This window comes from Deinococcus aquatilis DSM 23025, from assembly GCF_000378445.1.
GTDB lineage: Bacteria > Deinococcota > Deinococci > Deinococcales > Deinococcaceae > Deinococcus > Deinococcus aquatilis.
Genome location: NZ_KB899725.1, coordinates 26,416 through 49,631, shown reverse-complemented (window position 1 = coordinate 49,631; position 23,216 = coordinate 26,416). Strand labels below are relative to the sequence as shown.

Below are 23,216 nucleotides of genomic sequence, written 5' to 3'. Positions count from 1 at the left end.
GGAGTTTCTCAACATTTTTATATTGGGATCAAAGGAATATGTGCCTCTACATGAGAAGAAGGCATTAAAACTTTGTAAAGGGTAAATCGTGGGAGCTGGTGTCCTGCACACGAAAATACGGCTGAGCTGGTCGAATCAGGAAGCCAAAAAAACAGACGGCACTGGGCCGCCTGTCTACAATGATGAGCTGGATTGAAACGAGATCAGTGGCTGCTACAGCCGCCGCTTCCCTCTCCAGCAGGCGACTGTGCGCTGTCTGTACGGAAAGAATGGCCGCAACCGCAGCTACTGGTGGCATTGGGGTTGTTGACGGTAAATCCGCCGCCCATCATGTTCTCTACAAAATCCACTTCACTGCCGCGCAGAAGGGCAATGCTCATGCGGTCTACCAGCAACTTGATGCCCCGGTCGTAAACGATGGTGTCACCTTCAAGTTCACGGTCGTCGATCGCCATGCCGTACTGGTAGCCGCTGCACCCACCGCTCTTGATGAACACACGCACGCCTGCATTCTCTTTGCCGCTCTGGGCCAGAATGCCTGTGGCCCGCAGAGCGCCGAATTCGCTAATGGTGATTTCTGGAGCAGCGCCATTGCCGCTCTGGTCATGCACGCTTTGATCCTGATTCACGGAGGCCGTCATGCGTGAAGCGTAACACCATTCACGCAACAGAAAAGTGCGCTACAAGCAAAGTTGGTCAGGCGTTTCTGAGGCAGTAACGCCTATGAGCCTGCCAGCAGGTGACTCATTCAGCCAGTCCAGAGGCCACCCAATCACAGCATCGGCATACATTCCTTGAGCGTACCCATGTTAAGATAATGGGCATGACGAACCCCTACGCCGAGTGGTTCGAGCAGCTCCGAGCAGAATATGGGGAGCAGCTCGGCTCGATGCCCCTGCCCGACGGCTTGCCTGAGCATCTGCGCCTGCTGATTCAAACAGGCGATGAGGCAGCCATCACGTTCATGATCAAGCTGGCCTGGCAGTTTGGCGCACAGGTGGGTTACGCCGCTGGTGCACGTCAGGAAAACAGCAACGTCAGTGTGCTGCGTCCCAACACCGTTCAGGCCTGAACCGAATTCCGGTACACCGAATCCCCGCCAGCCTCCTCAGGTCGGCGGTTTTTTTGGCAATTGGTTGGCACACTCAGTCAGAAGTGGCGGTGATACATAGAAAAACTCCGCCCCAGCCAGAGGCCAGAGCGGCGAGAAAAGCGGGGGAGCTTCAGTCGTCTGCGGGGCTGAATGCGCCGCGCTCGCGCTCGTCGGCTTCACGCAGACTGCGAATGCCGCGCACAATGCCCATCACACCGAAGTAGGACAGGGCGGGAACGAGGAATAGAGCGATCCAGAGCACCGTATTGGCGTTGGCCGTATTGAGAATGCCACTGCTGATCAACTCTGGCTTGTAGCCAGCCACCGACATTACGATCAGAGAGGCCATGAAGGCCACACCAGCCGCCAAGCGCACCGGATGGTTGGTGGGGTTCTCGGCGTAGTACATGTTGTCTTTGCTGCGGTCAAGCATAGGAACGGCAAACATAGCCAGCAGGAAGACCGTTGGGAGAACGATCGCGCCTACAAACTCTGCCCCGATCAGACCGCCGAACAGATGAACTTCAAAGCTGGGAATGATCGCCAGTGCGCCGAAGACCCACAGCAAGTACCAGTCGGGCTTGATGTTATTGATGGGCGTGGTGCTTGGCGGCCCGAAGAACTCGATAGGATGCACCGGAATAAAGGCGCTGAACAGCACGATGATCGCCGCAAACATGACAGCCAGCAGCAACATGATGGGGGTCTGCTGGGTGCTGAGCGGCACGCCCACGATCTTCTTGTACGCAATGCGCTTGGCGTACTGCGGCTGCGTGTGCTTCTGCTTGATCATCAGCAGCATGTGTGCGCCGGTGAGGGCCAGCAAAATTCCGGGCAGCAACATGATGTGATAACCGTAGATACGGGGAATCACACCAGCGCCAGGGAACTTGCCTGCAAAGGCCGCCTGCGCAACCCACTCGCCCACCCAGGGAACCGAGGCAGCGATGCCGTAGATCACCTTGAGGGTGTTGTAGGCGTAATTGTCGTAGGGCAGCACGTATCCGGTGACGGCGGTCAGAGCCGTAAAGATCAGCAGCAACATGCCAATCCACCAGTTGATTTCGCGGGGCTTCTTGAAGGCACCCGTGAAGTAGATTCGCATCATGTGAATGACGGCGGCAGCCACCATGATGTTGGCCGTCCAGTGATGGATTCGGCGCAACATATCGCCGAAAGGCATGGCATTGATCTTGAGGGCCGAGTGATAGGCCGCCGGAATCAGGTTGGGCTTATCAGCAGTGCCCGGATCGAAGGAGTTGGTCACAAGGCTATTGCTAGGCTCGTAGGCCAGCGCCAGCAAAATGCCCGTCAGAATCAGGATGATCAGACTGAACAGCGTGATTTCGCCCAGAAAGAAGGAGTGGTGGACGGGAAAGGCCTTCCGCAAGAACTTGTCGTTCAGGCGGGAAATGTGCAGACGCTCATCAAGCCACTGGTTCATGCGAGTTGCTCCTCCACTTCCTTCTTGAATGTTTCCCACTCGGCTTCGGCAATGAACGGATAGGGCATAGCCAGAAAGAAATCTGCCACCACCAAGCCTTCTCCCTCTACTTTGATGGGCAACTGCGCTAGGGCGCGTGGGGGCGGCCCACCCGTCACGATGCAGCCACGCTTGGGATCGTACTGCCCGGAATGACAGGGGCATTTCATGCCGTCGCCCTGATCGCTGTCGGACACCGAGCATCCGGCGTGGGTGCAAACATCACTGTAGGCCACCACTTCGCCGTCGACGGTCGCTTCCAGAACAGTCGGCGCAATGAGCTGGCCTTTGGGAAAGCGGTAGAGCGCTAGGATGTTGTTCGGGTCGCCCTTACGGATCACATTCGAGCCGTCCTCGCCCTTGCCCATCGGCCAGGCGCGCACCAGTTGGTCGCTGAGGTCGCTGACCTTGATGGGCTGGCCTTCCTTGCTTTCTTCGGCGTGCACCAAAATGTCGCCTTTGAGGGGAGGCATCTTGTCGCGGGTGAGGCGGAAGACAGGGTTGGCTGTGCCCAGTGTGCTGAGCAGGCTGATCCCGCCCACAGCGACCGTGCCGCCCATGGCCGCGTTGATGAACTTGCGGCGCGTAATTTCGGGGTCTTGACGTTTATAACGGGTCATCTCTCAAACCTCCTGACAGGCAAGCTGCACAGACTGGGCAGACGTTACCAAGTGCCGCATTACCAGGGGAACTCGCCGCTGGTATCTTCGACCAGCACTTCGCCGTCCATGAAGAACTTCTTGTAAAGGCCGATGGCAACCGCAATGGTAAACAGGATCATGGCGGCATAGAAGCCTTCCATCGCCACATTCGGCATTTCCTGATTTTGCCAGGCGGCGTAGTCGGCGCTCATCTGGCGTACGAACAGAACACTGAAGACCAGCGACAAAATAAGCGTGACCACCATGCTGAGCATGGCAACAGGCGTGGCACGAACCTTATGGATGCCGGGGTGCAGTTCCAGACCTTCGGCCCACACGCTGTACAGACCGATCAGTCCGTAAGTTAGCAGCACCATGATGAAGGTCGCCAGGAAAATCTCGGGCAACTTGATGTCTTCAGGCACGAAGCGGCTGCGGTTCTTCAGGACAGCAGGGTCGATCTTGGTTTGGCCTTCCGCCACCAGCGCGGGCGTCAGCGGCTCCTCGATCTTGTTGCCCCACGAGTTCAGCACGTAGTTGGCAACGGCGTAAATCTCGTTTTCCTTGAGGTTGCCCCCAAAGGCAGGCATGGCCCCTTTACCGTTCACCAGAATGGTGTGAACGTACACGGGGTCTTTGAGAAGCTTCTCGTCGCCCGCCAATTTCGGACCTGCGCCGCCCTGACCTTGCAGGCCGTGACAGCCCGCGCAGGCGGTAGCGCCCGTAGCAGCGACTCCTTGCTCATAGATTTGTTTGCCCAGCGTCGGCCACTCTTTGCTGATGCTGGCAGTGATGGCCGGGTCGATGACCACAGGCTCTGGCGCCGTTTCCTTGTTGAACAGGAACAGCAGAATGATCCACATGATGGCCGCGCACACGATGGCGACCCAGGGCATGACAGCGTCGTTTCTCTCCACGTTCCCTCTCCCTCGCGCGTGAAATGGCCTATAGGTTCCCTGCGTATTCCGGGATGGGTTTTCCGGTGTCTTGGGTTCCCGTCTAGCAGCCTGATCAGCGTCAGCATAGCACGCACCGATGGCGTTCCCAACGGCATTTCAGAGCGCAGGGACCAGACTTCGGCACGGTCATGATGCGCCTTACCGGGCGGTTAAATGTCCCCCCACCGCACAGTTTTGACGCACTGCAAAGAAAGCCCGGGAGGCCCTGAGCTCCTGTAAAAACGGGTGTTCTGCGGACCTGCTTCAGCCTCAGCTGAGTCGGTCAGGTGAGATGGAATCTACTTGACCCAGCGCCGCCAGTAGAGGCCACAGCACATCGGCCAGCAGGGTCACGTCCCGGTTTTCGGGATGTTCGCGGAGGTCCAGGCCACCTTCAGAGAGCAGCGCCACCACCAGTGGGCGCGGCGTCCACAGCACGCCCACATCGTGATGAACCCCCCCCAATTCACCGCTTTTACTGGCGACACGGTACAACGCCTCTCCGGTTGCGCCGCACGGCACGCGCCGTCCGATCAGGTCGCGGTACTGCTGCCGCGAGAGGATAGACAGGGCGAGGTCTGTATGGGTGCTGTCCAGAAAATCACCGCGCCACAGCCGTCCCAACAGTTCGGTCTGGTCGTGGGCAGTAGTGCGGTTGCGCTCGCCTCGGCGCTGGGCCTCGTTGCGCTGAGCAGGCGGCAGTTGCAGTTTGCCCACCAATCGCGTGGAGGCGAAGCCAGCGGTATCCAGCCAGGCGTTGACAGCTTGCACACCCAGACGATCTATGACCAGATTGGTGGCCGTATTGTCGCTGACCACGATCATGAGGGTCAGGACGTCCTGCCAGGTGAGGCTGAGGTCCGCAGACAGCTCATGCAGCACTCCCGCGCCCGGTACACGGTCTGCAGCGTGCATGGTCACGCGATCGGTCAGGATCAGCTCTCCGCGCTGGGCGGCCTGCAACGCCATGACCAGTAACGGAATCTTGATGGTGCTGGCTGCCGGAAACACCCGGTCTGCCTTCAGGGAAAACAGTTCCTGACCTGCTTCATCGCACACCCGCACGCCCAACACGCCCGCAAAACCCCGTTCCTGCAATTGGCCCAGAAAGTCGAAACTCATGTGGTCAGAATAGTGGGCCTAATCGGGAAGACCTGACAGATCGAGGCCTGCCAGCGCTGCAAATGGGTGCGCCGTACCCACTGGACGCAGGGTACAGAAGGGCGGCCCCCCCTCCGGCTCCACACGGTGCGGGCAGGTCGGGCACTCGGGAAAGGCCTGCTCGGTGTAGGCGAGATCAGGGTCGGCAGAGGCCACAGACCATTCCCGCCCACAGCCTGCCCGGAAGATGACAGAGCGGACGGGCGGGGCAGATTTGGGGGGGCCAGGAGTCTTGGATTTCGCCACGAGTTCAACTGTCGCCGCGCTCAATCGAGGTTGGCGATGCCCTCACGGATGGCGTACAGAGCCGCCTGCGTGCGGTTGTTGAGTTGCAGCTTGGTAAAAATTTCCGACAGTCGGTTGCGAACCGTCTTCTCGCTGATGTCGAGGCGCAGGGCAATGTCCTGATTGGAAAACCCCTGTGCCAACAGCTTGAGAATCATGGTTTCTCTTTCGTTCAGGTCGGCGTGCTTCTCGCTGGGAAGTTCCTCCCGCTTGTCACGGAAGTCGTCCAGAACGTTCTGGGCCATGTCTGCATCCAGCAGGGCCTCTCCGCCCGCCACACGCCGGATCGCGTCGATCAGTGTGTTGGCATCGGCATCTTTGAGGATGTAACCGCGTGCCCCAGCCTTCACTGCCTCGAACACGTAACGGTCCTGGCGGTACATGGTAATCATGATCACTTTGGAATTGGGATCGATTTCCAGAATGCTCTGGGTAGCCTTGACGCCGTCAAGTTCCGGCATCTGAATATCCATCAGGATCACGTCCGGATGGGTGTCGGCGGCATAGCGAATGGCTTCGCGCCCATTGGCGGCCTCACCAATGACGCGCATTCCCTCGGACTCCAGCAGGCTACGAAGTCCCTGACGGAACAACGCATGGTCATCAACGAGCAGCACGCGGATCATGAACGCAGTGTACGGCCCAGCACTGGGCAAAAACGGAAGCGATGTAGCAGAGTGGGTCTGTTTGAACGGATTGACCGGCAAATACCCGCCGCCTGATCTCTGTTGAATTTATAGAGTGGATGAGGGCGATAGGAATCTGTAAGCACGTGCCCTTACACTGACCCTTATGACTTGGTTCGATGCTCTGCTGGTCACGCTGTTGGCTATGGTCACGGCGCTGGGTGCCCGGCGGGGTCTGGCAGGCCTGGGCTGGGGACTTGGCGGCGTGGCGACCTGCTTTCTGGCCAACTTTTTGGGCACTGGCGCGGTGGTGGCAGGCATCATCGCCTTGGCCTTGAGCGCGGGCGTGGCCTACGCCTCACAGCGCCTCATTCCCAATCCTCTGGAGCGTCCGTGGCATCTGGCTGCGGGGGCCGTGGGGGGCTTTGCGCTGGGCGGGGTGCTGGTCACCACGCTGGCTCTGGGTTTTCCGATAGAAATGCGCGTCGGGCCGCAAGGCCGCACCGGAATCTATCCGTCCAGCAGCCTGTCACCCGTGTTGTACGACGCCGTCAACAATTCAGCCATCAAGGGGCAGGTGATGGGGATCTGGGGAGCCAATCCTGCGCTGAAGACCCTGCTGGTGCCCGATCAGACGCGGACACGCTGACGGGCGATGCCTGTCTGAGCCCTAAAGGTTTAGGGGAGTGGGGCGGGCCACCTGATTGGTGAATGTCGGAGTCTTTTCTTGGACTCTTGGCCCCAGATGCCTAGACGCCTTTTCGAAGTTATAGACGCCGCTGGAGCAGTTGGGAGAATGGAAGCATCAGAGGTTTTTCTCATGCTTCCAGTCTCCCGAATTCACTCACTCCGTTCGGTGAGCAACAAACAACTCTTTTGACCAGTAGTCAATATCCCCGGTTTGTCGTCTCCGCACCACGTTCTTCCAGCCACGCGGTCACGGTCGCCACAGCCGCCTTCACTCCGGGCGTGATGATCGGGCCACCGAAGCGGGCCAGTCGCACCAGAAATTGTCCATCTGAGCGCGGATTCACGTTGATCAGGACTTCTTGCGTCAGTTCGCCTTCCACCACATGGGCCAGAAACACCAATCCATCTTTGGCGAGGCTGCGGTAAGCATCAAGCAGCACCACCGTCCAGCCCACCGGGTCGGCGGCGTGCTGGCCCCCGCGTGCCGTGTATTTGTCGAAATGGGTTTGCGTGAGGGCTTGGGGGTGCAGGGTGTCGGGCAGGCGCAAGATGGCGTGTGGCACAGCAGATTCTTCCTTTGGGTAGGTGGCGGCGGTCACGGGCGGCGCGTCGGGGTGGGCCGTAGGCACAAAGCGGGCGTGGTGAGCCTCCAGCCCCAGATCGCGCCATTTCAGCGCGTATTTGGTTTCCAGAGCGGCGGCGGGCGGCTCGGCCAATTCCACGCGCATCACGCCGGACGCCTCCGCTTCGGCACAGGCAAATTCAAAATACTCGTCGTGGTCGGTGGTCAGCAGCACCGCGCCGCCCGGTTTCAGGCGGTTGGCCGCCAACTGAAAAAAGGGCACGCGCAGAAGCCGCTGCTCGGTGTGGCCCGCCTTGGGCCAGGGATCGGGAAAATTGACGATGATGGCGTCGAGCGATCCTGGCGGAATCACCTCGCGCACGACCACGCTGGCAGGCAGTTTGGTCAGCACGCCGTTGCTCAGGCCCGCCGCCCGCAAGCGCCGCTCGGCCTTCAGCAGCGATACGCCCGACAGTTCAACGCCCAGATAATTCGGAGCCTCCGGGAAAGTTCGGGCAAACGGGGGCCAGAATCGCCCGTCGCCAAAACCAACTTCCAGCACCCAGGGACGCTCGGCGGTGTCTGGAAAGAGGCGCGAGGGAGTCTCGGGAAACTGGAAATCAGAGAGCTGAAAGATCATGGGCGGGCCTCTCCATCTTCAGCAGCCAGGAATTCGGCGGCGAGGCGGGCCGCGTCTTGCAACACCGAAGCGTAGGTGTGCTCGCCCGGAGTGCAGCGGCCCAGCGCCCACACGTGATCGAGGCGGCGCAGGCGAAAGCCGTCGAGTTCGCTGGGAGCAGGCGTAAAAAAGCGCACGTCGTAGGGGGGCGCACCGTCTATGGCCTCGGCGCGGGCCTCACTGCCGATCAGAAAGATGCCTGCGCGGGCCAGATCATCGGCCAGGAAATCGTAGGCCACTTCCGACAGCCGCCCCGCTTCTTCCATCGTGTCGCCAATCAGCAGGCGGGCTTTCAGAAACGCGCCCACGGCCAGAACCACCTTGCGGGCGTGCAGCTTGGGGCCTTCCCAGGTGGAAATCACGACCTCTGGTGGCCCGTCCTCCGGTTCTTCCTCATCCAGCGCCGTAACCGTGCTTTGCAGCAGATGAATGCCCGCCGTGCCTTCTATTTCGGCCTTCAGGTGACGGTGAAAGGCCCAGCCGTCCTGCTCGGGGGCAATTCGGGCGGCCACCTCTCCGAAGACGCTGTCGGCGGGAAAATCGGCTCCGGCAAGGGTGGGCGCGTACAGGTTGCCCAGATGATCGAGCGCCTGAGACACCAGCAGCACATCCTGACCTGCCCGTGCCAAGCGCCACGCCAGTTCGGTGCCTGCCAGCCCCGCGCCGATCACGGCCACATCGTACCTATGCCCCGGCTGCGGCTGGCTGCGGGGCGGGGTGCCGTGTTGAGAAAAGGAACCGAACATCAGTCGCGCAGTCTAGAGGATTTGGGGCAGAGGTTGTGGGCCGTGAACCCGGAAGCTCTGGATCTGAAAACTCTGTACCCTGAGCCTGTGCCCTCCCCTCCCGTTGCCCCCAACATTCTCAATAACGGTCTCAATAACGGGTACGCCTACCGCGACCAGATCGGTGCGGCGGGACAGGGCCAGACGGTGCTGGCGTACCTGACGGGCCGCTACCGCCATTCGGACGCGGCTACGTGGGCGGCGCGACTGGCGGCGGGCGAGGTGACGCTGGACGGACAGACGACACACGGCACAGAACGGCTGCGGCAGGGGCAAGCGCTGATCTGGTCGCGCCCGCCGTGGCACGAGGAACCCGCGCCGCTGGAATTTCGGGTGCTGTACGAAGATGAATCCCTGCTGGCCGTCGCCAAACCGTCGGGGCTGCCGACCCTGCCGGGGGGCGGATTTCTGGAACATACGCTGCTGACGCAGGTAAGGAAGCAATTTCCGGAAGCCACGCCGCTACACCGTCTGGGGCGCGGAACCTCGGGGCTGGTGCTGTGTTCGCGCACACGGGCGGCAGCATCTGGCGTGTTGCGAAGTTGGCGCGAGCATGAGATTCAGAAGACCTACCGGGCGCTGGCCTCGGGGCTGAGTTCGCAGGACAGCTACCGCATCAGCACGCCCATCGGCCCGGTGCCGCATCCCTTGCTGGGCAGCGTGTATGCCGCGAGCGCCGTGGGCAAACCATCGCTGAGCGTAGCGCGGGTGCTGGAGCGGCGGCCCGATTCCACCCTGTTCGAGGTGGAGATTCACACAGGCCGCCCGCACCAGATTCGCATTCATCTTGCCAGCATCGGGCTGCCGCTGGTGGGCGACCCGCTGTATGGCCCGGACGGTCTGCCTCTCCCCCAGTTGCCCGGATTGCCGGGAGACGGCGGCTACTGGCTGCATTCGGCACGGCTGGCCTTCACTCATCCGGCAAGCGGAGCGTGGTTGGAACTGAGTGCGCCCGCTCCAGACATACTCCAGAACGGGCGCGACTCTGTTTGAAGGGTTTACGCTTCCGGCTGCTCGCGCTTGGACTTGGGGGCGGGGGCATCGGGCAGCCGCTTGAGTTCACTGGCAGGAACCCCCAGCAGCATGCCCTGATCGGTGTGCACGTCTACCGTGCCTGCCAGGGGGTGCAGCTTGGTCACTTTGCCGCACGCGCCGCTGCCCTCATGACACACACGGGCATTCTTGCGGGGCAGGTCTTTGAGCAGATCCACATACTGGGTGTGCTCGAATTGCAGGCAACACAGCAGGCGTCCGCAGGGGCCACTCAGTTTCTCGGGGTTCAGGGGCAACTGCTGATCGCGGGCCATGCGAATACTGACGGGCGCAAAGTCTTGCAGGTGCGTGCTGGAGCAGTTTTCGCGGCCACACGCGCCCAACGTGCCAATCATCTGCGCCTGCTCACGCGGGCCGATGGCCGCAAAGTTGACGCGGGCGCGGGTGTGGTTTCTCAGTTCCCCGATCAGGCTGCTGAGTTCGATGCGGTCTTCGGCGCTGTAGCTCACCGTGACCAGACTTTCGTCCAGCGTAAATTCCACGGCCACCAGTTTTACAGGCAATTGCCGCTCACGGGCGCGGGCACGCAGCAGCCATTTCAGGTCTTCGCCCTGGCGGTGCAGGTCTTCCCAGCGGGCCACATCTTCGGGGGTTGCGGCCCGCAGCACCGCGCCGTAGCGGCCCTGCGGATCAGGCTCGACAGCTTCACCGCGCACCTTGGCAACTTCGGGGCCGCGTTTGCCCTGCACCACGACCCGCGTGCCCACCGGGTAGGGCTGCTCGCTCAGCATGGCGTGAAGCCGGGGGCTGCGCTCGAATCGGATGGGAAGGACGACCACGCCACGCACAATGTCACGCGCGGGGGGTGGCCGTCGAGAGGTGATGCACATTGGGAAAAAAGGGTGTGGGCTGTAGGACGTAGGAGGTGGGAAAAAGCGGCCCTCTCACGCCGACTCTGTGCCCTTCCTACAGCCCACCGTTCTGAACACTCTCCCACCCGCAGAGAGTTCAGGTCGTGCGTCCATCACGCCTTTCCCACTCACCACTACCCACTGACCACGATCCGCTGTTAGTGCCTTTCGGCCAGTACCTCGATTTCTACCCGCACGTCACGGGGCAGGCGGGCCACCTGTACGGTGCTGCGGGCCGGGTAGGGAGCCGAAAAATGCGCTTCGTACACGGCGTTCATGGCCCCAAATTCGTTCATGTCGGCCAGAAACACGGTGGTTTTGACCACGCGCTCCAGATCGGTTCCGGCAGCAGCCAGCAGCGCTTTCAGGTTGGCGATGACCTGTTCGGTCTGTTCGGTAATGCCGCCTTCCACCATGCTGCCGTCGGGCTTCAGGGGAATCTGACCGCTGGTGATGACCAGATTGCCAAAGGTGACCGCCTGACTGTAGGGGCCGATGGCTGCGGGGGCGTCGGAGGTCTGCACGATATCTTTCATGCCCTCCACTGTACCTGTTCAGAGGCCGTGTTCACGCAAAAGAGTTCAGGAATTGGGCGGTCAATGATTCGGGTCTTGCAGAGGTCGGGACTTGCCGCTTGCTCCTGCCACCTGTGCACTGAGGATAGGCCGGGTGGCGTCACGGGCCACCTGGCGGGCATGCAGCACGCGGCGGGAGATCAGGATGCCCAGCAGCACCAGGATGCCCAGCAGCCCCAGCAGCATGCGGTGTTCAGGCACCAGGATCACGCCCAGCAGGGTGAAATAGACCACCGTGAGCAGCAGATAGGTCAGCAGGCTGCTGCCCCGCCGGGCACTGAGCAGCACATCAGCATAGGTGGGGCCGTCGGGTTGACGGGGCGGCAGGGCGTAGCCCGGTGGGCGGAGGCTGCGGCTGATATCCACGATCACGGCGGTGATGTTGTCGGGGCCGCCTGCATCGTTGGCGGCGTTGACCAGAGCGCGGGCGACCTGATCAGGCGTGTTCTGGCGGGCCAGGAGTTCCAACAGATGCGCCTCCTCTACCACTCCGCTCAGGCCGTCGCTGCACAGCAGCAGGCGGTCACCAGATTTCAGCGGAAAGCCGAACAGTTCCAGCCGTACCCGTTCCTCTCCGCCCAGAGCATTGCTGACCACGCTGCGCCACTGGTGATCCCGCGCCTCGGCTTCGGTGAGGTTGCCCAGACGAACCTGTTCGGCCACCCAGGAATGATCGTCGGTCAGGCGGTGCAGCTCGCCGCCGCGCAGCATGTACGCCCGCGAATCGCCCACGTGCGCCACAATCGCCGCGCCCCGGTCTATCAACACTGCCAGAAGCGTCGTGCCCATTCCCACGTATTCGCCTACCGCGTGCCGCAGCACCGACAGGTTGGCCGCCTGCACCGCCTCGGTCAGACGTTCGGGCGGTACACCGCGCCCATCCAGATAGGCCTGACTGAGTGTGTCCAGCGCCAGATTCGCGGCCAGTTCGCCAGCAGCATGACCCCCCATGCCGTCGGCTACGGCATACAGGCCGCCTTGCGGCAAATCGAGCGCCAGCGCAGCGTCCTGATTGACACCGCCCTGACGTTGACGCCCCACGTCCGTGAGCAGCCCAGAGGACATGGAAGGCGTCGCTGGGGAGCGCATGAGGTCAATATAAGGCAAGCGTTAGGAGAAAGGGTGTGTTAAACCTGTCTCCTTCTCAGCGAGGCCTGAATTCTTCTCAAATACTGCGCTGGTTTACTCATCTTTGCAGTCACCCACGACAATTATTGCTCCACGCTGTCTCATACTTGACAGAAAAATCAGGTCAGGGCAGTTTCAGTAGAGAGGTGGCCGGAAATCATCACGGTTCTGGAGCAGCGCAGCATTCTGTCCATCGTCAATTAAAAATGATGAGTGGAGAAGGCGTGGTCACCGTGAAGTCCAAATTGTGAATCAGGGTTTTAGCTGTTGAAATCCTGCCCTCAATTGTCCTGGCCCTGCTCACGCAGCCACATCATCAGCGCTTCGGCACTTGCCGGATTGGTCGCCAGCGGAATGTCATGCACGTCGCACAGGCGCACCAGGGCCGACACATCGGGTTCGTGGGGCTGAGCAGTCAGTGGATCACGGAAGAAGAACACCGCCAGTACGCGTTCCTCGGCCAGCCGCGCCCCGATCTGCTGATCGCCGCCCAGTGGCCCGGACAGCACACGCTCCACGGCCAGGCCCGTCTGCTTGGTCAGAATGCCGCCCGTGGTGCCCGTCGCCACCAGATGAAAGCGGGACAGAACGTCTTTGTAAGAGAGAGCGAACAGCGCCAGTTCCAACTTCTTCTTGTCGTGGGCGATCAGGGCCACCTGCCGCCGCTGCGCCGCACCTTGTCCACTGCCGCCCTGTCCATCCATACCCTGAACCGTCATGCGGACCATTGTTTCACGCGGCGTCAGGTTCAGGGATTGCAGTTCTGGATGTCTGCGCCTGACTTATACTGGGTTCAAGTTTTTAAGCCCCTGCTGCTCAGGTTCGTCGCCACTGGCTGTTGCCGACCATTCCGAAGAGGTGTTGCCCATGACCGCTACTCCCCGATCCAAGACCGAAGCCGCCGAATTTTCTGAGCTACGTAGTCTCTTTCAGCTTCAGCAGGCGCACCGGCCCAGGGCAGCGGGGGCCAGCGTGCCCGAGCGTCAGGCCCTGTTGCGGCGGCTGCACGACGCGGTCAAAACGGGACGGGTGGCATTGGCCGCCGCCCTTGCCACCGATCTGGGCAAAAGCCGGGCCGAGGCCGAAATCACCGAGATCCATCCAGTGTTGGAGGAGATTCAGCATGCGATTCGCGCCCTGCCGCGCTGGGCCGCTTCCCGGCAGGTGCCCACGACGGCGATGTTGGGCCGTGCCCACAGCGAAATTCGCCCGACAGCACGCGGCACCACCCTGATTCTGAGTCCCTGGAATTACCCGGTGAATCTGGCGTTGGCCCCGTTGGTCGCCAGCCTCGCTGCGGGCAACACGGTGATCCTGAAGCCCAGCGAGAAGGCTCCAGCCACCGCCCGCGCTCTGCAACTGCTGCTGGAACGGACTTTTCAGCCGCAACTGGTGGCCGTGGTCTTGGGTACTCCCGAGGTGGCACACACCCTCACAACCCTGCCCTTTGACCACATCTTTTTTACGGGCAGCGGCGCAGTGGGGCGGCACGTATTGCGGGCTGCCGCCGAGAACCTCACCAGCGTAACCCTGGAACTGGGCGGCAAAAGCCCGGCCCTGATCGATGTCAGCGCTGATCTGGCCCTGAGTGCCGAGCGGATCGCCTGGGGCAAGCTGCTGAATGCGGGCCAGACCTGCGTGGCCCCCGATTACGTGCTGATTCCAGAATCCATGCGGGACGCTTTTGTCTTGCAACTCGACGCCGTGATTGCCCGCCGCTACGGAGACCGGGCATGGCTGCGGGCCGGGCCGGATTACGGGCGAATGGTGGACAGCCGCAGCGTGGAACGGCTCTCGCGCCTGACCCGTGACAGCGTGGCACAGGGCGCACGCACCGTACTGGGCGGTGAATTCGATGCCGAGGCCAGATTTATCTCCCCTACGGTGGTGGTGGACGTGACGCCCGACATGCCGCTGATGGAAGAAGAACTGTTTGGCCCGGTGTTGCCCGTCCTGACCTACCGCACGCTGGATGAGGCACTGGCCCTGATTCAGCGCCTCGATCCACCGCTGGCCCTGTATGCCTTCGGGGAAGATCAGGCCGTGCTGGAGCGCATCAAACGCAGCACCCAGAGCGGCGGCATGATGGTCAACGGCACCGTGATCCACCTCAGTAACCCTCACCTGCCTTTTGGCGGCGTGGGGGCCAGCGGCATGGGCAATTATCACGGCGTCCACGGCTTCCGCACCTTCAGCCATCAGCGGGCAGTCCTGACCGAGCCACGGCGCAGCGCCACACAATTCATCTATCCGCCCTATGGCCGCCCCGCCCCACGTCTGGTGGCCTGGCTGCTGCGGCAACTGGAACGGCAGACCGGGCCGCGTGAATGACCCACTTCACGAACTGACCGGAGCGATCACGGCAGGCGGGCAATCCAGCCGATTCGGAAGCGACAAGGCACTGGCCCTGCTGGAAGGCCAGCCGCTCCTGCGCCATGTTGCCCGCAGTCTGGAGGGCTGTGGCCTGCGCCTGCTGGTGGCTCCTCCCGGCAAATATTCGCTGCTGGGCTGGCAGACCGTGGCCGACACCCGCCCCGGCGAAGGCCCGCTGGCCGGGCTGGAAGCGGCGCTGGCCGCCACTCTTCAACTCCGGGGAGCCGGGTGGGTGGCCTTCACCGGGGTAGACCTGCCCCGCCTGACCGCCGATTTCTGGCGCACCCTGGCCGCCGCACGCACCCAGCACGCCCTGAGCGTGCAACCGCTGGACGCCGCAGGCCGCCCACAACCCCTGGCCGCGCTGTACCACACAGACCTGCTGGCCCGCATCACCTCTCTGCTGGATGCTGGAGAACGCAGATTACGGGCCGCTGCTGAAACCGAGGCGGTGTGCACTGTTGCTGGCATTGCGCCGCAGACTTTGCAGAACGTGAACACGCCCGCTGATCTGGCTGCCATTGCGCCACACACATCAGAACAATAAAAAATCCGCCTTCCGGCGGCGATGAACTTAACTTGATTGACGAAATTATAGCGCGGTATGCAGCCAGAGTCAACTTATGCGCTTGCCTGATTTCGGGTCAGATCGGGCAGCGGCCAACTCCTGTTCAGAATTGCAAAACCCACTGCCCCTAGCCATACGCCGCCTTGTGCTCCTTTTTCAGGCGTGCATATTCGGCGTTGGCCTCGGCTTCCTCCCATTTGGCCTTAAAAATACGCGCTGATTCTGCCTTCACCGGGTCTTCGGGGGTGCGGGGCAGTTCATCGCGGCCATGCGCTCCACTCTGGCCCTTTTTGTCGTCAGGCACGGGGCCGTCGTACTTCTTGCCGCCCTTGTGGTTGGCATATCTGCGCGAGCGGGTAAAACCCATCTGCAAAAATTTGCGGGCCATATCTGCACCCACAAAATCGCCCGCTTTCAGGTATTCCAGAAAGAGGGCATAGATGGTTTCGCTGCTCTTTCGGGCGGCGTCGGGCGTGGCAAAGCGCCAGTGGGGAAGAATTTCCGATTTGTACGGCTGCACCAGCAACACGCCCTGTTCTCCGACACCCACCCGGTACAGCTCGGGGTGGGCACGGAGGTCAAGGTCGGCGTAATTCAGGCTGTAATCGAATTTGGGGGACATGAAACAGACGGCTCCAGCTCGCTTCGTTCGGCTTGAACCTGTGGTTCAAACGGAGTTTTTAGTTCATCCGGTCATCGTCCATCATCGCGCTGAGCATCCAGCGGATCTTGTCGATGGTGGCGGCATATCCGTTGTACATGTCGGCGGTGGCGGGGTCATTGGCCTCGTCTACGGCCTGAGAATCGTCGCGGTAGCCCCGGCCCACGCGGGTCAGGTCTTCGACCAGATCAGAGACCTGGGCGCGGGCGTCGCGTACGGTGTCGGTGGGCACCTTGACCACGCTGAAGCGCTCGATGTCGGCGGGTGCGGCAATGGGGCTGCCGCCGAGGGCCACCAGACGCTCGGCCTGCTCATCGATGCTGGGAAAGATTTCTTCGATGAATTCATCGTAGGCGAGGTGCAGATCGCGGAAAAACCGGCCCCGGATGTCCCAGTGGTACTTTTTGAACTTCAGGTACAGGCTGATGGTCGTGGCGAGGTTGCGCTGCAAGGTCTCGGCCACCACCCCGAATTCTGCTTCACTGAGGTAGCCGTGATCGACCAGCCGGTTGTGCACGGTATGCAGGTGGGCCGCATCAGCCTTCGCGCCGCCCTCGGCCACCACGCCTTCTGTACTCAGGTTCTGATCAGCGGGCTTGACTTTGCCTTCTGCCTTGCTGCCCTTCTTGCCAGTCTTCTGCGTCATGGCCCTAACCTACGCCCCGGCCCCACCCGCGCCCATACGTAGATTCTTTAGGGTTGATCTCAATTCCGATCAAAAACCCCGCTTTCTGGGTTTTCGATCCGACCAGCGGGAGAAAGAAGAGAGAATCAGGCTGAATCCATCTAGCCCAGTCGGTACATCAATCTGTTGTCTTCCACGCTCAGCTCTACCGCGCCCAACTCCTGCAATTCGGTCAGGTGGGCGGCCACCACAGCGCGGTTCAGCACCACCGCAGCCGCATTGGTCATGGTGATGTTCAGCGCGTCGCACACTCGGGCCAGCAGTTCGTCGGTGGTGGCGGCTCCGGCCCGAACTGCGTGCAGCACGGCGTCGGTGGTGCGGGCATAGGCGGCGAGGTTGGCGGCCACCAGCCCCGCCAGATCGGAGGTCGGGTCGCCGTGACCGGGCAAGACCACGCGCACGCCTTCCAGCTCGCCCAGCCGCGCTGCCGCCTCTTTTTGCAGGCCCGAATCGGCACAGAAGGTCAGCGGGTGCTTTTGCAGGGCTTCTGGCCCAAATAGTGCGTCGGCAGCGTACAGCACGTCTCCAATGCGCACGGCGTACATCATGGAGGCGTGTCCGGCGACTTCCAGCAGCTCTATATCTGCGCCGCCTATGCGCGTCAGGCCGGGTTCAGGCGCGAGACGGGCGGGGCTGGGCGGGGCCAACAGAAATTTGTTTTGCAGGTCGGCGGGAGGCCGCGCCCCGAACAGCGTGATGGGTTCCAGAATCGGGTGCGTGATCACGGCGTTCTCCAGAGGCGGCGCAAAGATTTTGAGTTCTGGAAAACGCTTGAGAATAAAGCTGTTGCCGCCGTGGTGGTCGGCGTGGCTGTGCGTGTTCAGGATTCCGGTGGGCTGCAGTTCGGCGTCCGTCATGGCCCGCAGCAGCTTGCGGGCGTGCGATTCGTCCAGCCCGGTATCGATGATCAGCGCCCCGCCCCGGCCATCTTCGACCAGCACACTGTTGACGGCAGCGGGAAAGTAATGCACACCGGGGGCGAGGGGCAGCAGGGCAGAGGCCATACCCGGCAGAGTAGCCGAAGGGATTAACCCGCGCTTAACTTTATTTGACAGACTGCTTGATCGTTTGATGTAGAGTAAATCCTAAGTAGGTCGAACGCCTCGGCCCTGTTCAGAGCGATTCAAGGAGACTCTATGCCCCGTCTGCCTAAACTTGCCATCATCGTCAGCAGCACCCGCGCCGCCCGCTTTGCCGACAAGCCCACCGCGTGGTTTTCGGGGCTGGCCTCGCAGCGCACCGACGCCGAATTTGAAGTCGTGGACCTGCGCGATTTCCCGATGCCTTTCTTTGATGAAGTGGCTTCCAACCTCTACGCACCCGCTCAGAATGAGGTGGCCCAGCGCTGGCAAAAGAAGCTGACCGAGTTTGACGGCTACATTTTTATCACTGCCGAGTACAATCACGCGCCCACTGGCGTGCTGAAAAACGCGATGGACTACGCCTACCCCGAATGGAACAAAAAGCCCGCCGCCTTCGTGGGGTACGGTTCGGTAGGTGCGGCACGGGCCATCGAACAGCTCCGGATGATCGCCGTGGAACTCCAGATGGCCCCCACCCGCACCAGCGTCAACATTCAGGGCGCAGACTTTTTTGCCGTGTGGCAGCAGGGCAAAGACCTCTCCGAACTGACCCACCTGCTGCCCAGCGTGAATACCCTGCTGGATGAAGTGGTGTGGTGGGCCAACGCCCTGAACGCGGCGCGGGAAGCGTAAGCCAGAAGCACTGACCAGTTGAGCAGAGGCGGCCCAGTGCTGTCTCTGCTTTTTGTGCTTCCTCTGCTTTTTGCTGTCTTTGATGACTCGCTGTTGCCTGTCCCCGCACCCTGAACGCCTTGCCCGCTCAGAGCGGTGTGCGGGTGTAGCCTCGTGCCCGTGACCCGCCCGCCTACTCCAGCCCCGGCCCCCAGTGTTGACCAAGTTCCGGCTGATCAAGTTCCGGCCACGAAGACGGGCCTGCCCGGTCCCTTCCGGCCCTCCCCTGCTCAACTGGGCCTGATCGGGGTCACATTCCTGATGTGGGGCGGGTTTTTTCTGGTCATTCCGCTGATCACGGTGCATTTTGTGGAAGGGCTGGGGTGGGCGGCAGCCAGCGTGGGCATCGTGCTGGGGGTCCGGCAACTGACCCAGCAGGGACTGACCGTGTTTGGCGGCGCGTGGGCCGACCGCATCGGGCCGAAGCCGCTGATTCTGGCGGGCTGCCTGATTCGTACTCTCGGCTTCGGCTGGATGGGCTTTGCCGGGTCGTTCGGCGTGCTGCTGGCTGCCTCGGTTCTGGCAGGCATCGGCGGCGGCCTGTTCGATGCGCCCAAAAGTTCTGCCATCACCGCCGTGACCCGTCCTGAACACCGGGGCCGGATGTTCAGCCTGATCAGCATTGCCGGAAACCTGGGGATGGTGGTGGGGCCGCTGCTGGGCGCGTGGCTGTCGGGCGTGGGCTTCCGCACGGCGGCGCTGTGGGCCAGCAGCGTATATCTGGTGGCCTTCGTGGTACTGGCCCTCACGCTGCCCCGGATGACGCCGCCAGCGCGTGTGGCAGGTGCAAGCAGCATGGACGGCCTCAGAATCGCCCTGAAAGACCGCGTATTCCGGCGCTTTACGCTGGTGCTGTGCGGCTACTTTTTGCTCAGTACCCAACTGAATGTGGCCGTGACCCTGAAGGCCGTGGCGCTGGCTGGCCCCGCCGCCACTGGCCCGCTGTACGGCCTGAGCGCGGGCCTTGCCGTGCTGCTGCAATACCCGCTGCTGAGGCTGGTGGAACGCCACATTCCCACGCGCCCCGCCCTCGTGACCGCCGTGGTGCTGGTGGCCGCCGCGCTGGGCCTGATGGGATTTGCCGCCACCTTTCCGCAACTGCTGGCCTGCGTGGTGCTGTATTCGCTGGGCACGATGCTGGTCTACCCCACCCAACAAACCTTGACCGCCCGCCTTGCCCCCGAGGGCCGGGTGGGAAGCTATTTCGGCTTCAGCGCCATCAGCCTCGGCGTGGGCGGCGCACTGGGCAACTTTTTGGGCGGGCTACTGGTCGATGCGGGCGCAAGTCTGAACCTGCCCACGCTGCCCTGGCTCACGCTGATGGCGGTGGGTCTGGTTACGGCGGCGGGGCTGCGGTGGGCGCTTAGGGGAATGGGAGAGCGCTCATGAAGAATCGCAATCGGCAACCCTTGACTCAGGGCATGTTCTGAGTCAAGGCTGGTGATGGAGATTGCTGGAACTATTTGTAGCTTGCACTGAAAGCAAGTCTAACGCTCTATAAGTTGGACTCAGGTTCCGATAATATGATAAAAGACGTATCTTTGAGTATAACCCGGATTGGCATTTTGGGCAGTTTGCTTAAACTCACTAAATGGAGTAGAAACATGCGGATTGTTATGTCCTGCAACGGCTGGTTCGCCGCTCGATAAAATTTTGCTAACAACGATGGTATGGTCAAGCCTACCATCGTTAGTCCAATCTGCTTGTATGACATCCCCTACACTAACTTGACTGCTTGTTGCTACTCTACTGACTCTGGAAAAACTCGAATTGGCGAAATTCGCCCAATCAACAACTAGACGCCAAGCCTTAGCGGAATTTTCATTTGTTGTTCCTATCCAAGTTCGCGTGTCTTGTTTATAAAACCAGCTGGAGGGGCTATTCGGGTCTATCCCTATTTCATTCCAACCGCCAGCTTTTAGCATTTGAGAGACGAAATTTGTACAATCTCCACCACTTGAAGTATAGTTATTGTACGCTGGATTGGCACCCCTCCCCATGTGAGCGCATAAGCAGCAGCAGCCGTTCTACTATAAGTTATACTCTGAGGATTTATTGAATTTGTTTTGGTGTATTTTCATCTATAAATGACTGTCTGGTTTTCACAAGAGATTTGAATTTAGAAATCAGATGATTGCTGTAGTCTAGCTTCTCGACATTCGAAATTTCAGGTTTTCCATTAGGCAATCGAATAAGGGAAAAAACATAGACTCCACCTTCACCCATCTCATCTTGGAAACCATCCTTTTTGTATATCAATTAAGTACTAGCCGAGACAAAAACTTTATCTTCACTGGGATTATCTTCAATAACAAAATCTGTATCAGCTTTCGTAAATGTCATTCCAACTTGACGAGATGAGTCTAGTTCTATCTTTAATTCTTTCAGAGTGGCGCCCCCTATCGCAAGAGCCGATAGACTTTGGCTCGATATATGACTATTGTACTCTAGATACATAGCGTCACGAGCTAAGAACCAGTTTTCCACAATAGAACCTAGTTCGTTTCTATCTAAAGCTTCTATGTTCTGTGAGTTAACAATTTCATTAGGTATACGCTGACATCCTGAGAGTAGGCCAAGCATAAGGATTCCAACAACGGAAATTTTTTTCATTTGTCTCCTCAGACGACAAAACCTAAAGTGTTCAGATGCCCACTTAAGTTTCCACCTGTCACCACTGATATGTACTGACAGTCAGCAGTGTGCGGAGAATGTAGATTTTCTCACCAAAAGTGTCAATAGCTGTCCGGTAGTCATTTATCGATCAGCTACCCCTCTCCCCCATCCTCCGCCCACAGCGCCCGCATTTCTTCACTGCGTTCCAGCAACTCGGCCAGCGTGCCTTCGTCGGTGATGCGCCCGCCCTCCATCAGCAGGATTCGGTCTGCGCGGGTCAGGGCGGCGCGGCGGTGAGACACCACGAGGCAGGTGGCGTCGGTTTCGGCAAACAGGCCGTCCCACAGCACAGCTTCGGTGCGGGCGTCCAGAGCGCTGCTCACGTCGTCGAAGACCAGCAGATCGGCGTCGCGGGCCAGCATCCGGGCCACCGCCGCCCGCTGCACCTGCCCGCCGCTGAGTTTGACGCCGCGTGCGCCCACCGGAGTATCCAGCCCGTTGCCCAACTGCTCTACATCGGGTTCCAGCACCGCCAGACGCACGGCACGGCTCAGGCGATCCGGGGCGCTGCCACTCAGGACATTTTCGCGCAGGCTATCGCTGAACAGGTTGGGAATCTGGGCGGTATAGGCGCTGTGGGGCGGCACGAGGAACGAGGCCGGGTCTTCTACCGCTTGCCCGTTCCAGGACACCGTGCCCGACTCGCTGGGAATCAGGCCCAGCAGCGCCCGAAGCAGGGTGGTTTTGCCGCTGCCGATGCGCCCCGTGACCACCACGAATTCTCCCCGGCGCACGCGGAAGCTGGCGTCGCGCAGGCCCATGCCGCTGGGATGCAGGGCAGTCAGGCCGTCCACGCGCAGTTCCTCTAGGGGCTGGGCAGGTTCGGCAGACACGGCGGGCGCGGGCGGGTCGGCGTGCAGGTACACGGGATGATGCTGCACGGTCTGGTCACGCGGGGCGTCTTGCAGCAGGCGGTTCATGCGGTCATAGCTGACCCCGGTGCGGCGGTGGCGGGCAATCGCGTCGCCAAAAAAGCCCATGCTTCCGGTCAGGCGCGGCAGCAGGCCGATAAACAACACGAAGTCGGCCACATCCAGCGCCCCGCCGCGAATCTTGTTGGCCCCCAGCAGCAGCACCAGCCCCACAGCGATATTCACCATGTTGGTGTTCACGCCCCGGATCAGCTCGGTCAGCAGCACGTCGCGCAGGGCGGCAGAGCGGCGCACCTCGCCCAGTTTGATCAGGTGAGACACCATCTGCCCCTCACGGGCGGCCAGTTTCACAGCGCTCACGGCCCCGAAGGTTTCCCCGATAAAGTCGGTCACGCGGCCCGTGGCCTCGCGCATCCGGCGGCGGTAGGTGCGAATGATGGGCGAGAGGCGCTGCACGAACACCACCATCAGCAGCAGCGGCGCACACACCAGCAGCGTGATCAGGGGGTCTATGCGGGCCATCAGGGTAATGGCGATCACCGAATACGCCACGAAGCCCCAGCCGTCCACCCAGACTTCGGTGTATCCGGCCACATCGTCCACATCGTCGCGGAAGCGGGTCACGGCCTCGGCGGGCGTATCGGGCAGGCGGCGGGCGCGGCGGGCGGTCAGCAGGTAGCCCAGCATGTTGCGGCGCACCAACGCGTCAAGGGTGTACCACAGCTCTATCCACGCCCGGAACGCCCCATAAAAAATCCCGAATCGGCTGACCCGCACGAAGGCGAACCAACCCACCGCCACCCACGCGGCAGCAATCAGCGGTTCCAGATTTCCGGCGCTAGACGTGCCTGCCAGCCGCAGTTTGTCGGCGGCCTCCAGTTGCCGGAAGACCCCGCTGACCGCCAACGTGAGCAGCGCGGGCGAGGCGTGAACCATGCCCCACATCAGCAGATTGAAGGCGAACAGGGCCGGACGGTACACGAACAGGCGCTTGGAGAGGGCAAACGTTTTGTCGGAAGTGGGGAGGGTAGGTTGGGTGGGGGCGGTGGTCATGGGTGGCAACTCCGGGAGAGTGTG

At 61.1% G+C, this 23,216-nt stretch carries 27 protein-coding genes; 8 read left to right on the top strand and 19 right to left on the bottom strand.

All coding sequences use genetic code 11. The features are described from left to right. Positions 1 to 203: 203 nt before the first annotated feature. Positions 204 to 641, bottom strand: coding sequence for a HesB/IscA family protein (locus F561_RS0116035; protein ID WP_019010982.1), 438 nt, complete (start codon positions 639 to 641; stop codon positions 204 to 206). Between the two features lie 182 nt (positions 642 to 823). On the opposite strand from F561_RS0116035, the gene F561_RS0116030 reads away from it, so the two are divergent. Continuing rightward, positions 824 to 1,072 (top strand): hypothetical protein, encoded by a 249-nt coding sequence (locus tag F561_RS0116030; RefSeq protein ID WP_026298980.1) that lies wholly within the window; start codon positions 824 to 826, stop codon positions 1,070 to 1,072. Between the two features lie 151 nt (positions 1,073 to 1,223). Here the strand turns inward: F561_RS0116030 and F561_RS0116025 are convergent, their stop codons facing one another. The 6 genes from F561_RS0116025 to F561_RS0116005 form a co-directional block, all read right to left on the bottom strand. Further along, the gene (locus F561_RS0116025) at positions 1,224 to 2,537 is read right to left on the bottom strand and encodes a cytochrome b (protein ID WP_019010980.1); all 1,314 of its coding nucleotides are present in this window, start codon (positions 2,535 to 2,537) and stop codon (positions 1,224 to 1,226) included. Next, positions 2,534 to 3,196, bottom strand: a complete 663-nt coding sequence (locus F561_RS0116020; protein ID WP_019010979.1) for a QcrA and Rieske domain-containing protein — start codon at positions 3,194 to 3,196, stop codon at positions 2,534 to 2,536. The genes F561_RS0116025 and F561_RS0116020 overlap by 4 nt, the downstream gene beginning before the upstream one ends. Before the next feature lie 59 nt (positions 3,197 to 3,255). After that, positions 3,256 to 4,113 (bottom strand): c-type cytochrome, encoded by an 858-nt coding sequence (locus F561_RS0116015; RefSeq protein WP_019010978.1) that lies wholly within the window; start codon positions 4,111 to 4,113, stop codon positions 3,256 to 3,258. Positions 4,114 to 4,425: 312 nt separating this feature from the next. Next, on the bottom strand, positions 4,426 to 5,277 hold the full coding sequence (locus tag F561_RS0116010) for a serine hydrolase (RefSeq protein ID WP_019010977.1): 852 nt from the start codon (positions 5,275 to 5,277) through the stop codon (positions 4,426 to 4,428). An 18-nt stretch (positions 5,278 to 5,295) separates the two neighbouring features. Next, positions 5,296 to 5,562: a hypothetical protein gene (locus F561_RS27955; protein ID WP_083922486.1), complete on the bottom strand. Its 267-nt coding sequence runs from the start codon at positions 5,560 to 5,562 to the stop codon at positions 5,296 to 5,298. Between the two features lie 20 nt (positions 5,563 to 5,582). Next, a complete protein-coding gene (locus F561_RS0116005) occupies positions 5,583 to 6,227 on the bottom strand; it encodes a response regulator transcription factor (RefSeq protein WP_026298978.1) in 645 nt (214 codons plus the stop codon). A gap of 166 nt (positions 6,228 to 6,393) precedes the next feature. On the opposite strand from F561_RS0116005, the gene F561_RS0116000 reads away from it, so the two are divergent. Then, on the top strand, positions 6,394 to 6,876 hold the full coding sequence (locus F561_RS0116000; RefSeq protein WP_019010975.1) for a hypothetical protein: 483 nt from the start codon (positions 6,394 to 6,396) through the stop codon (positions 6,874 to 6,876). A 238-nt stretch (positions 6,877 to 7,114) separates the two neighbouring features. Here the strand turns inward: F561_RS0116000 and trmB are convergent, their stop codons facing one another. Both trmB and F561_RS0115990 read right to left on the bottom strand, forming a co-directional pair. Then, on the bottom strand, positions 7,115 to 8,119 hold the full coding sequence (trmB, locus tag F561_RS0115995) for a tRNA (guanine(46)-N(7))-methyltransferase TrmB (RefSeq protein WP_019010974.1): 1,005 nt from the start codon (positions 8,117 to 8,119) through the stop codon (positions 7,115 to 7,117). Further along, entirely contained in the window at positions 8,116 to 8,904 is a 789-nt protein-coding gene (locus tag F561_RS0115990; protein WP_019010973.1) for an FAD-dependent oxidoreductase, read from the bottom strand. The genes trmB and F561_RS0115990 overlap by 4 nt, the downstream gene beginning before the upstream one ends. Before the next feature lie 87 nt (positions 8,905 to 8,991). Between F561_RS0115990 and F561_RS0115985 the strand changes: the two genes are divergently transcribed. After that, complete coding sequence (locus F561_RS0115985; RefSeq protein ID WP_245556550.1) at positions 8,992 to 9,936, top strand: RluA family pseudouridine synthase; 945 nt, start codon at positions 8,992 to 8,994, stop codon at positions 9,934 to 9,936. 5 nt (positions 9,937 to 9,941) lie between these two features. Here F561_RS0115985 and F561_RS0115980 read toward each other — a convergent pair whose 3' ends face one another. The 3 genes from F561_RS0115980 to F561_RS0115970 form a co-directional block, all read right to left on the bottom strand. Continuing rightward, a complete protein-coding gene (locus tag F561_RS0115980; protein ID WP_019010971.1) occupies positions 9,942 to 10,727 on the bottom strand; it encodes a PSP1 domain-containing protein in 786 nt (261 codons plus the stop codon). A 278-nt stretch (positions 10,728 to 11,005) separates the two neighbouring features. Then, entirely contained in the window at positions 11,006 to 11,383 is a 378-nt protein-coding gene (locus F561_RS0115975) for a RidA family protein (protein WP_019010970.1), read from the bottom strand. A 60-nt stretch (positions 11,384 to 11,443) separates the two neighbouring features. Next, on the bottom strand, positions 11,444 to 12,511 hold the full coding sequence (locus F561_RS0115970) for a PP2C family protein-serine/threonine phosphatase (protein ID WP_040380995.1): 1,068 nt from the start codon (positions 12,509 to 12,511) through the stop codon (positions 11,444 to 11,446). 35 nt (positions 12,512 to 12,546) lie between these two features. On the opposite strand from F561_RS0115970, the gene F561_RS28950 reads away from it, so the two are divergent. Beyond that, on the top strand, positions 12,547 to 12,801 hold the full coding sequence (locus F561_RS28950) for a hypothetical protein (protein ID WP_157451932.1): 255 nt from the start codon (positions 12,547 to 12,549) through the stop codon (positions 12,799 to 12,801). Positions 12,802 to 12,831: 30 nt separating this feature from the next. On the opposite strand, the gene F561_RS0115965 is transcribed toward F561_RS28950, so the two are convergent. Next, positions 12,832 to 13,254, bottom strand: a complete 423-nt coding sequence (locus F561_RS0115965; RefSeq protein ID WP_019010968.1) for a methylglyoxal synthase — start codon at positions 13,252 to 13,254, stop codon at positions 12,832 to 12,834. Between the two features lie 13 nt (positions 13,255 to 13,267). Between F561_RS0115965 and F561_RS0115960 the strand changes: the two genes are divergently transcribed. Then, positions 13,268 to 14,881, top strand: a complete 1,614-nt coding sequence (locus F561_RS0115960) for an aldehyde dehydrogenase family protein (RefSeq protein ID WP_425386924.1) — start codon at positions 13,268 to 13,270, stop codon at positions 14,879 to 14,881. After that, complete coding sequence (gene mobA, locus F561_RS0115955; protein ID WP_019010966.1) at positions 14,874 to 15,470, top strand: molybdenum cofactor guanylyltransferase; 597 nt, start codon at positions 14,874 to 14,876, stop codon at positions 15,468 to 15,470. The genes F561_RS0115960 and mobA overlap by 8 nt, the downstream gene beginning before the upstream one ends. A 148-nt stretch (positions 15,471 to 15,618) precedes the next feature. Here the strand turns inward: mobA and F561_RS0115950 are convergent, their stop codons facing one another. The 3 genes from F561_RS0115950 to F561_RS0115940 form a co-directional block, all read right to left on the bottom strand. After that, on the bottom strand, positions 15,619 to 16,113 hold the full coding sequence (locus F561_RS0115950) for a DUF4385 domain-containing protein (protein WP_019010965.1): 495 nt from the start codon (positions 16,111 to 16,113) through the stop codon (positions 15,619 to 15,621). Between the two features lie 58 nt (positions 16,114 to 16,171). Then, positions 16,172 to 16,798 carry a Dps family protein gene (locus F561_RS0115945; protein WP_019010964.1) on the bottom strand — a complete coding sequence of 209 codons (627 nt, stop codon included), beginning with the start codon at positions 16,796 to 16,798 and terminating at the stop codon, positions 16,172 to 16,174. 140 nt (positions 16,799 to 16,938) lie between these two features. After that, entirely contained in the window at positions 16,939 to 17,841 is a 903-nt protein-coding gene (locus F561_RS0115940; RefSeq protein WP_019010963.1) for an MBL fold metallo-hydrolase, read from the bottom strand. 132 nt (positions 17,842 to 17,973) lie between these two features. On the opposite strand from F561_RS0115940, the gene F561_RS0115935 reads away from it, so the two are divergent. After that, positions 17,974 to 18,552, top strand: coding sequence for an NADPH-dependent FMN reductase (locus tag F561_RS0115935; protein WP_019010962.1), 579 nt, complete (start codon positions 17,974 to 17,976; stop codon positions 18,550 to 18,552). A 153-nt stretch (positions 18,553 to 18,705) separates the two neighbouring features. After that, positions 18,706 to 19,980, top strand: a complete 1,275-nt coding sequence (locus F561_RS0115930; RefSeq protein ID WP_019010961.1) for an MFS transporter — start codon at positions 18,706 to 18,708, stop codon at positions 19,978 to 19,980. A gap of 119 nt (positions 19,981 to 20,099) precedes the next feature. Here the strand turns inward: F561_RS0115930 and F561_RS27950 are convergent, their stop codons facing one another. The 3 genes from F561_RS27950 to F561_RS0115925 form a co-directional block, all read right to left on the bottom strand. Beyond that, entirely contained in the window at positions 20,100 to 20,591 is a 492-nt protein-coding gene (locus F561_RS27950) for an amidase domain-containing protein (protein WP_083922484.1), read from the bottom strand. A gap of 259 nt (positions 20,592 to 20,850) precedes the next feature. Further along, a complete protein-coding gene (locus tag F561_RS28945) occupies positions 20,851 to 21,204 on the bottom strand; it encodes a hypothetical protein (protein WP_157451929.1) in 354 nt (117 codons plus the stop codon). 155 nt (positions 21,205 to 21,359) lie between these two features. Further along, positions 21,360 to 23,192, bottom strand: coding sequence for an ABC transporter ATP-binding protein (locus F561_RS0115925; RefSeq protein WP_019010960.1), 1,833 nt, complete (start codon positions 23,190 to 23,192; stop codon positions 21,360 to 21,362). Positions 23,193 to 23,216 lie beyond the last annotated feature (24 nt).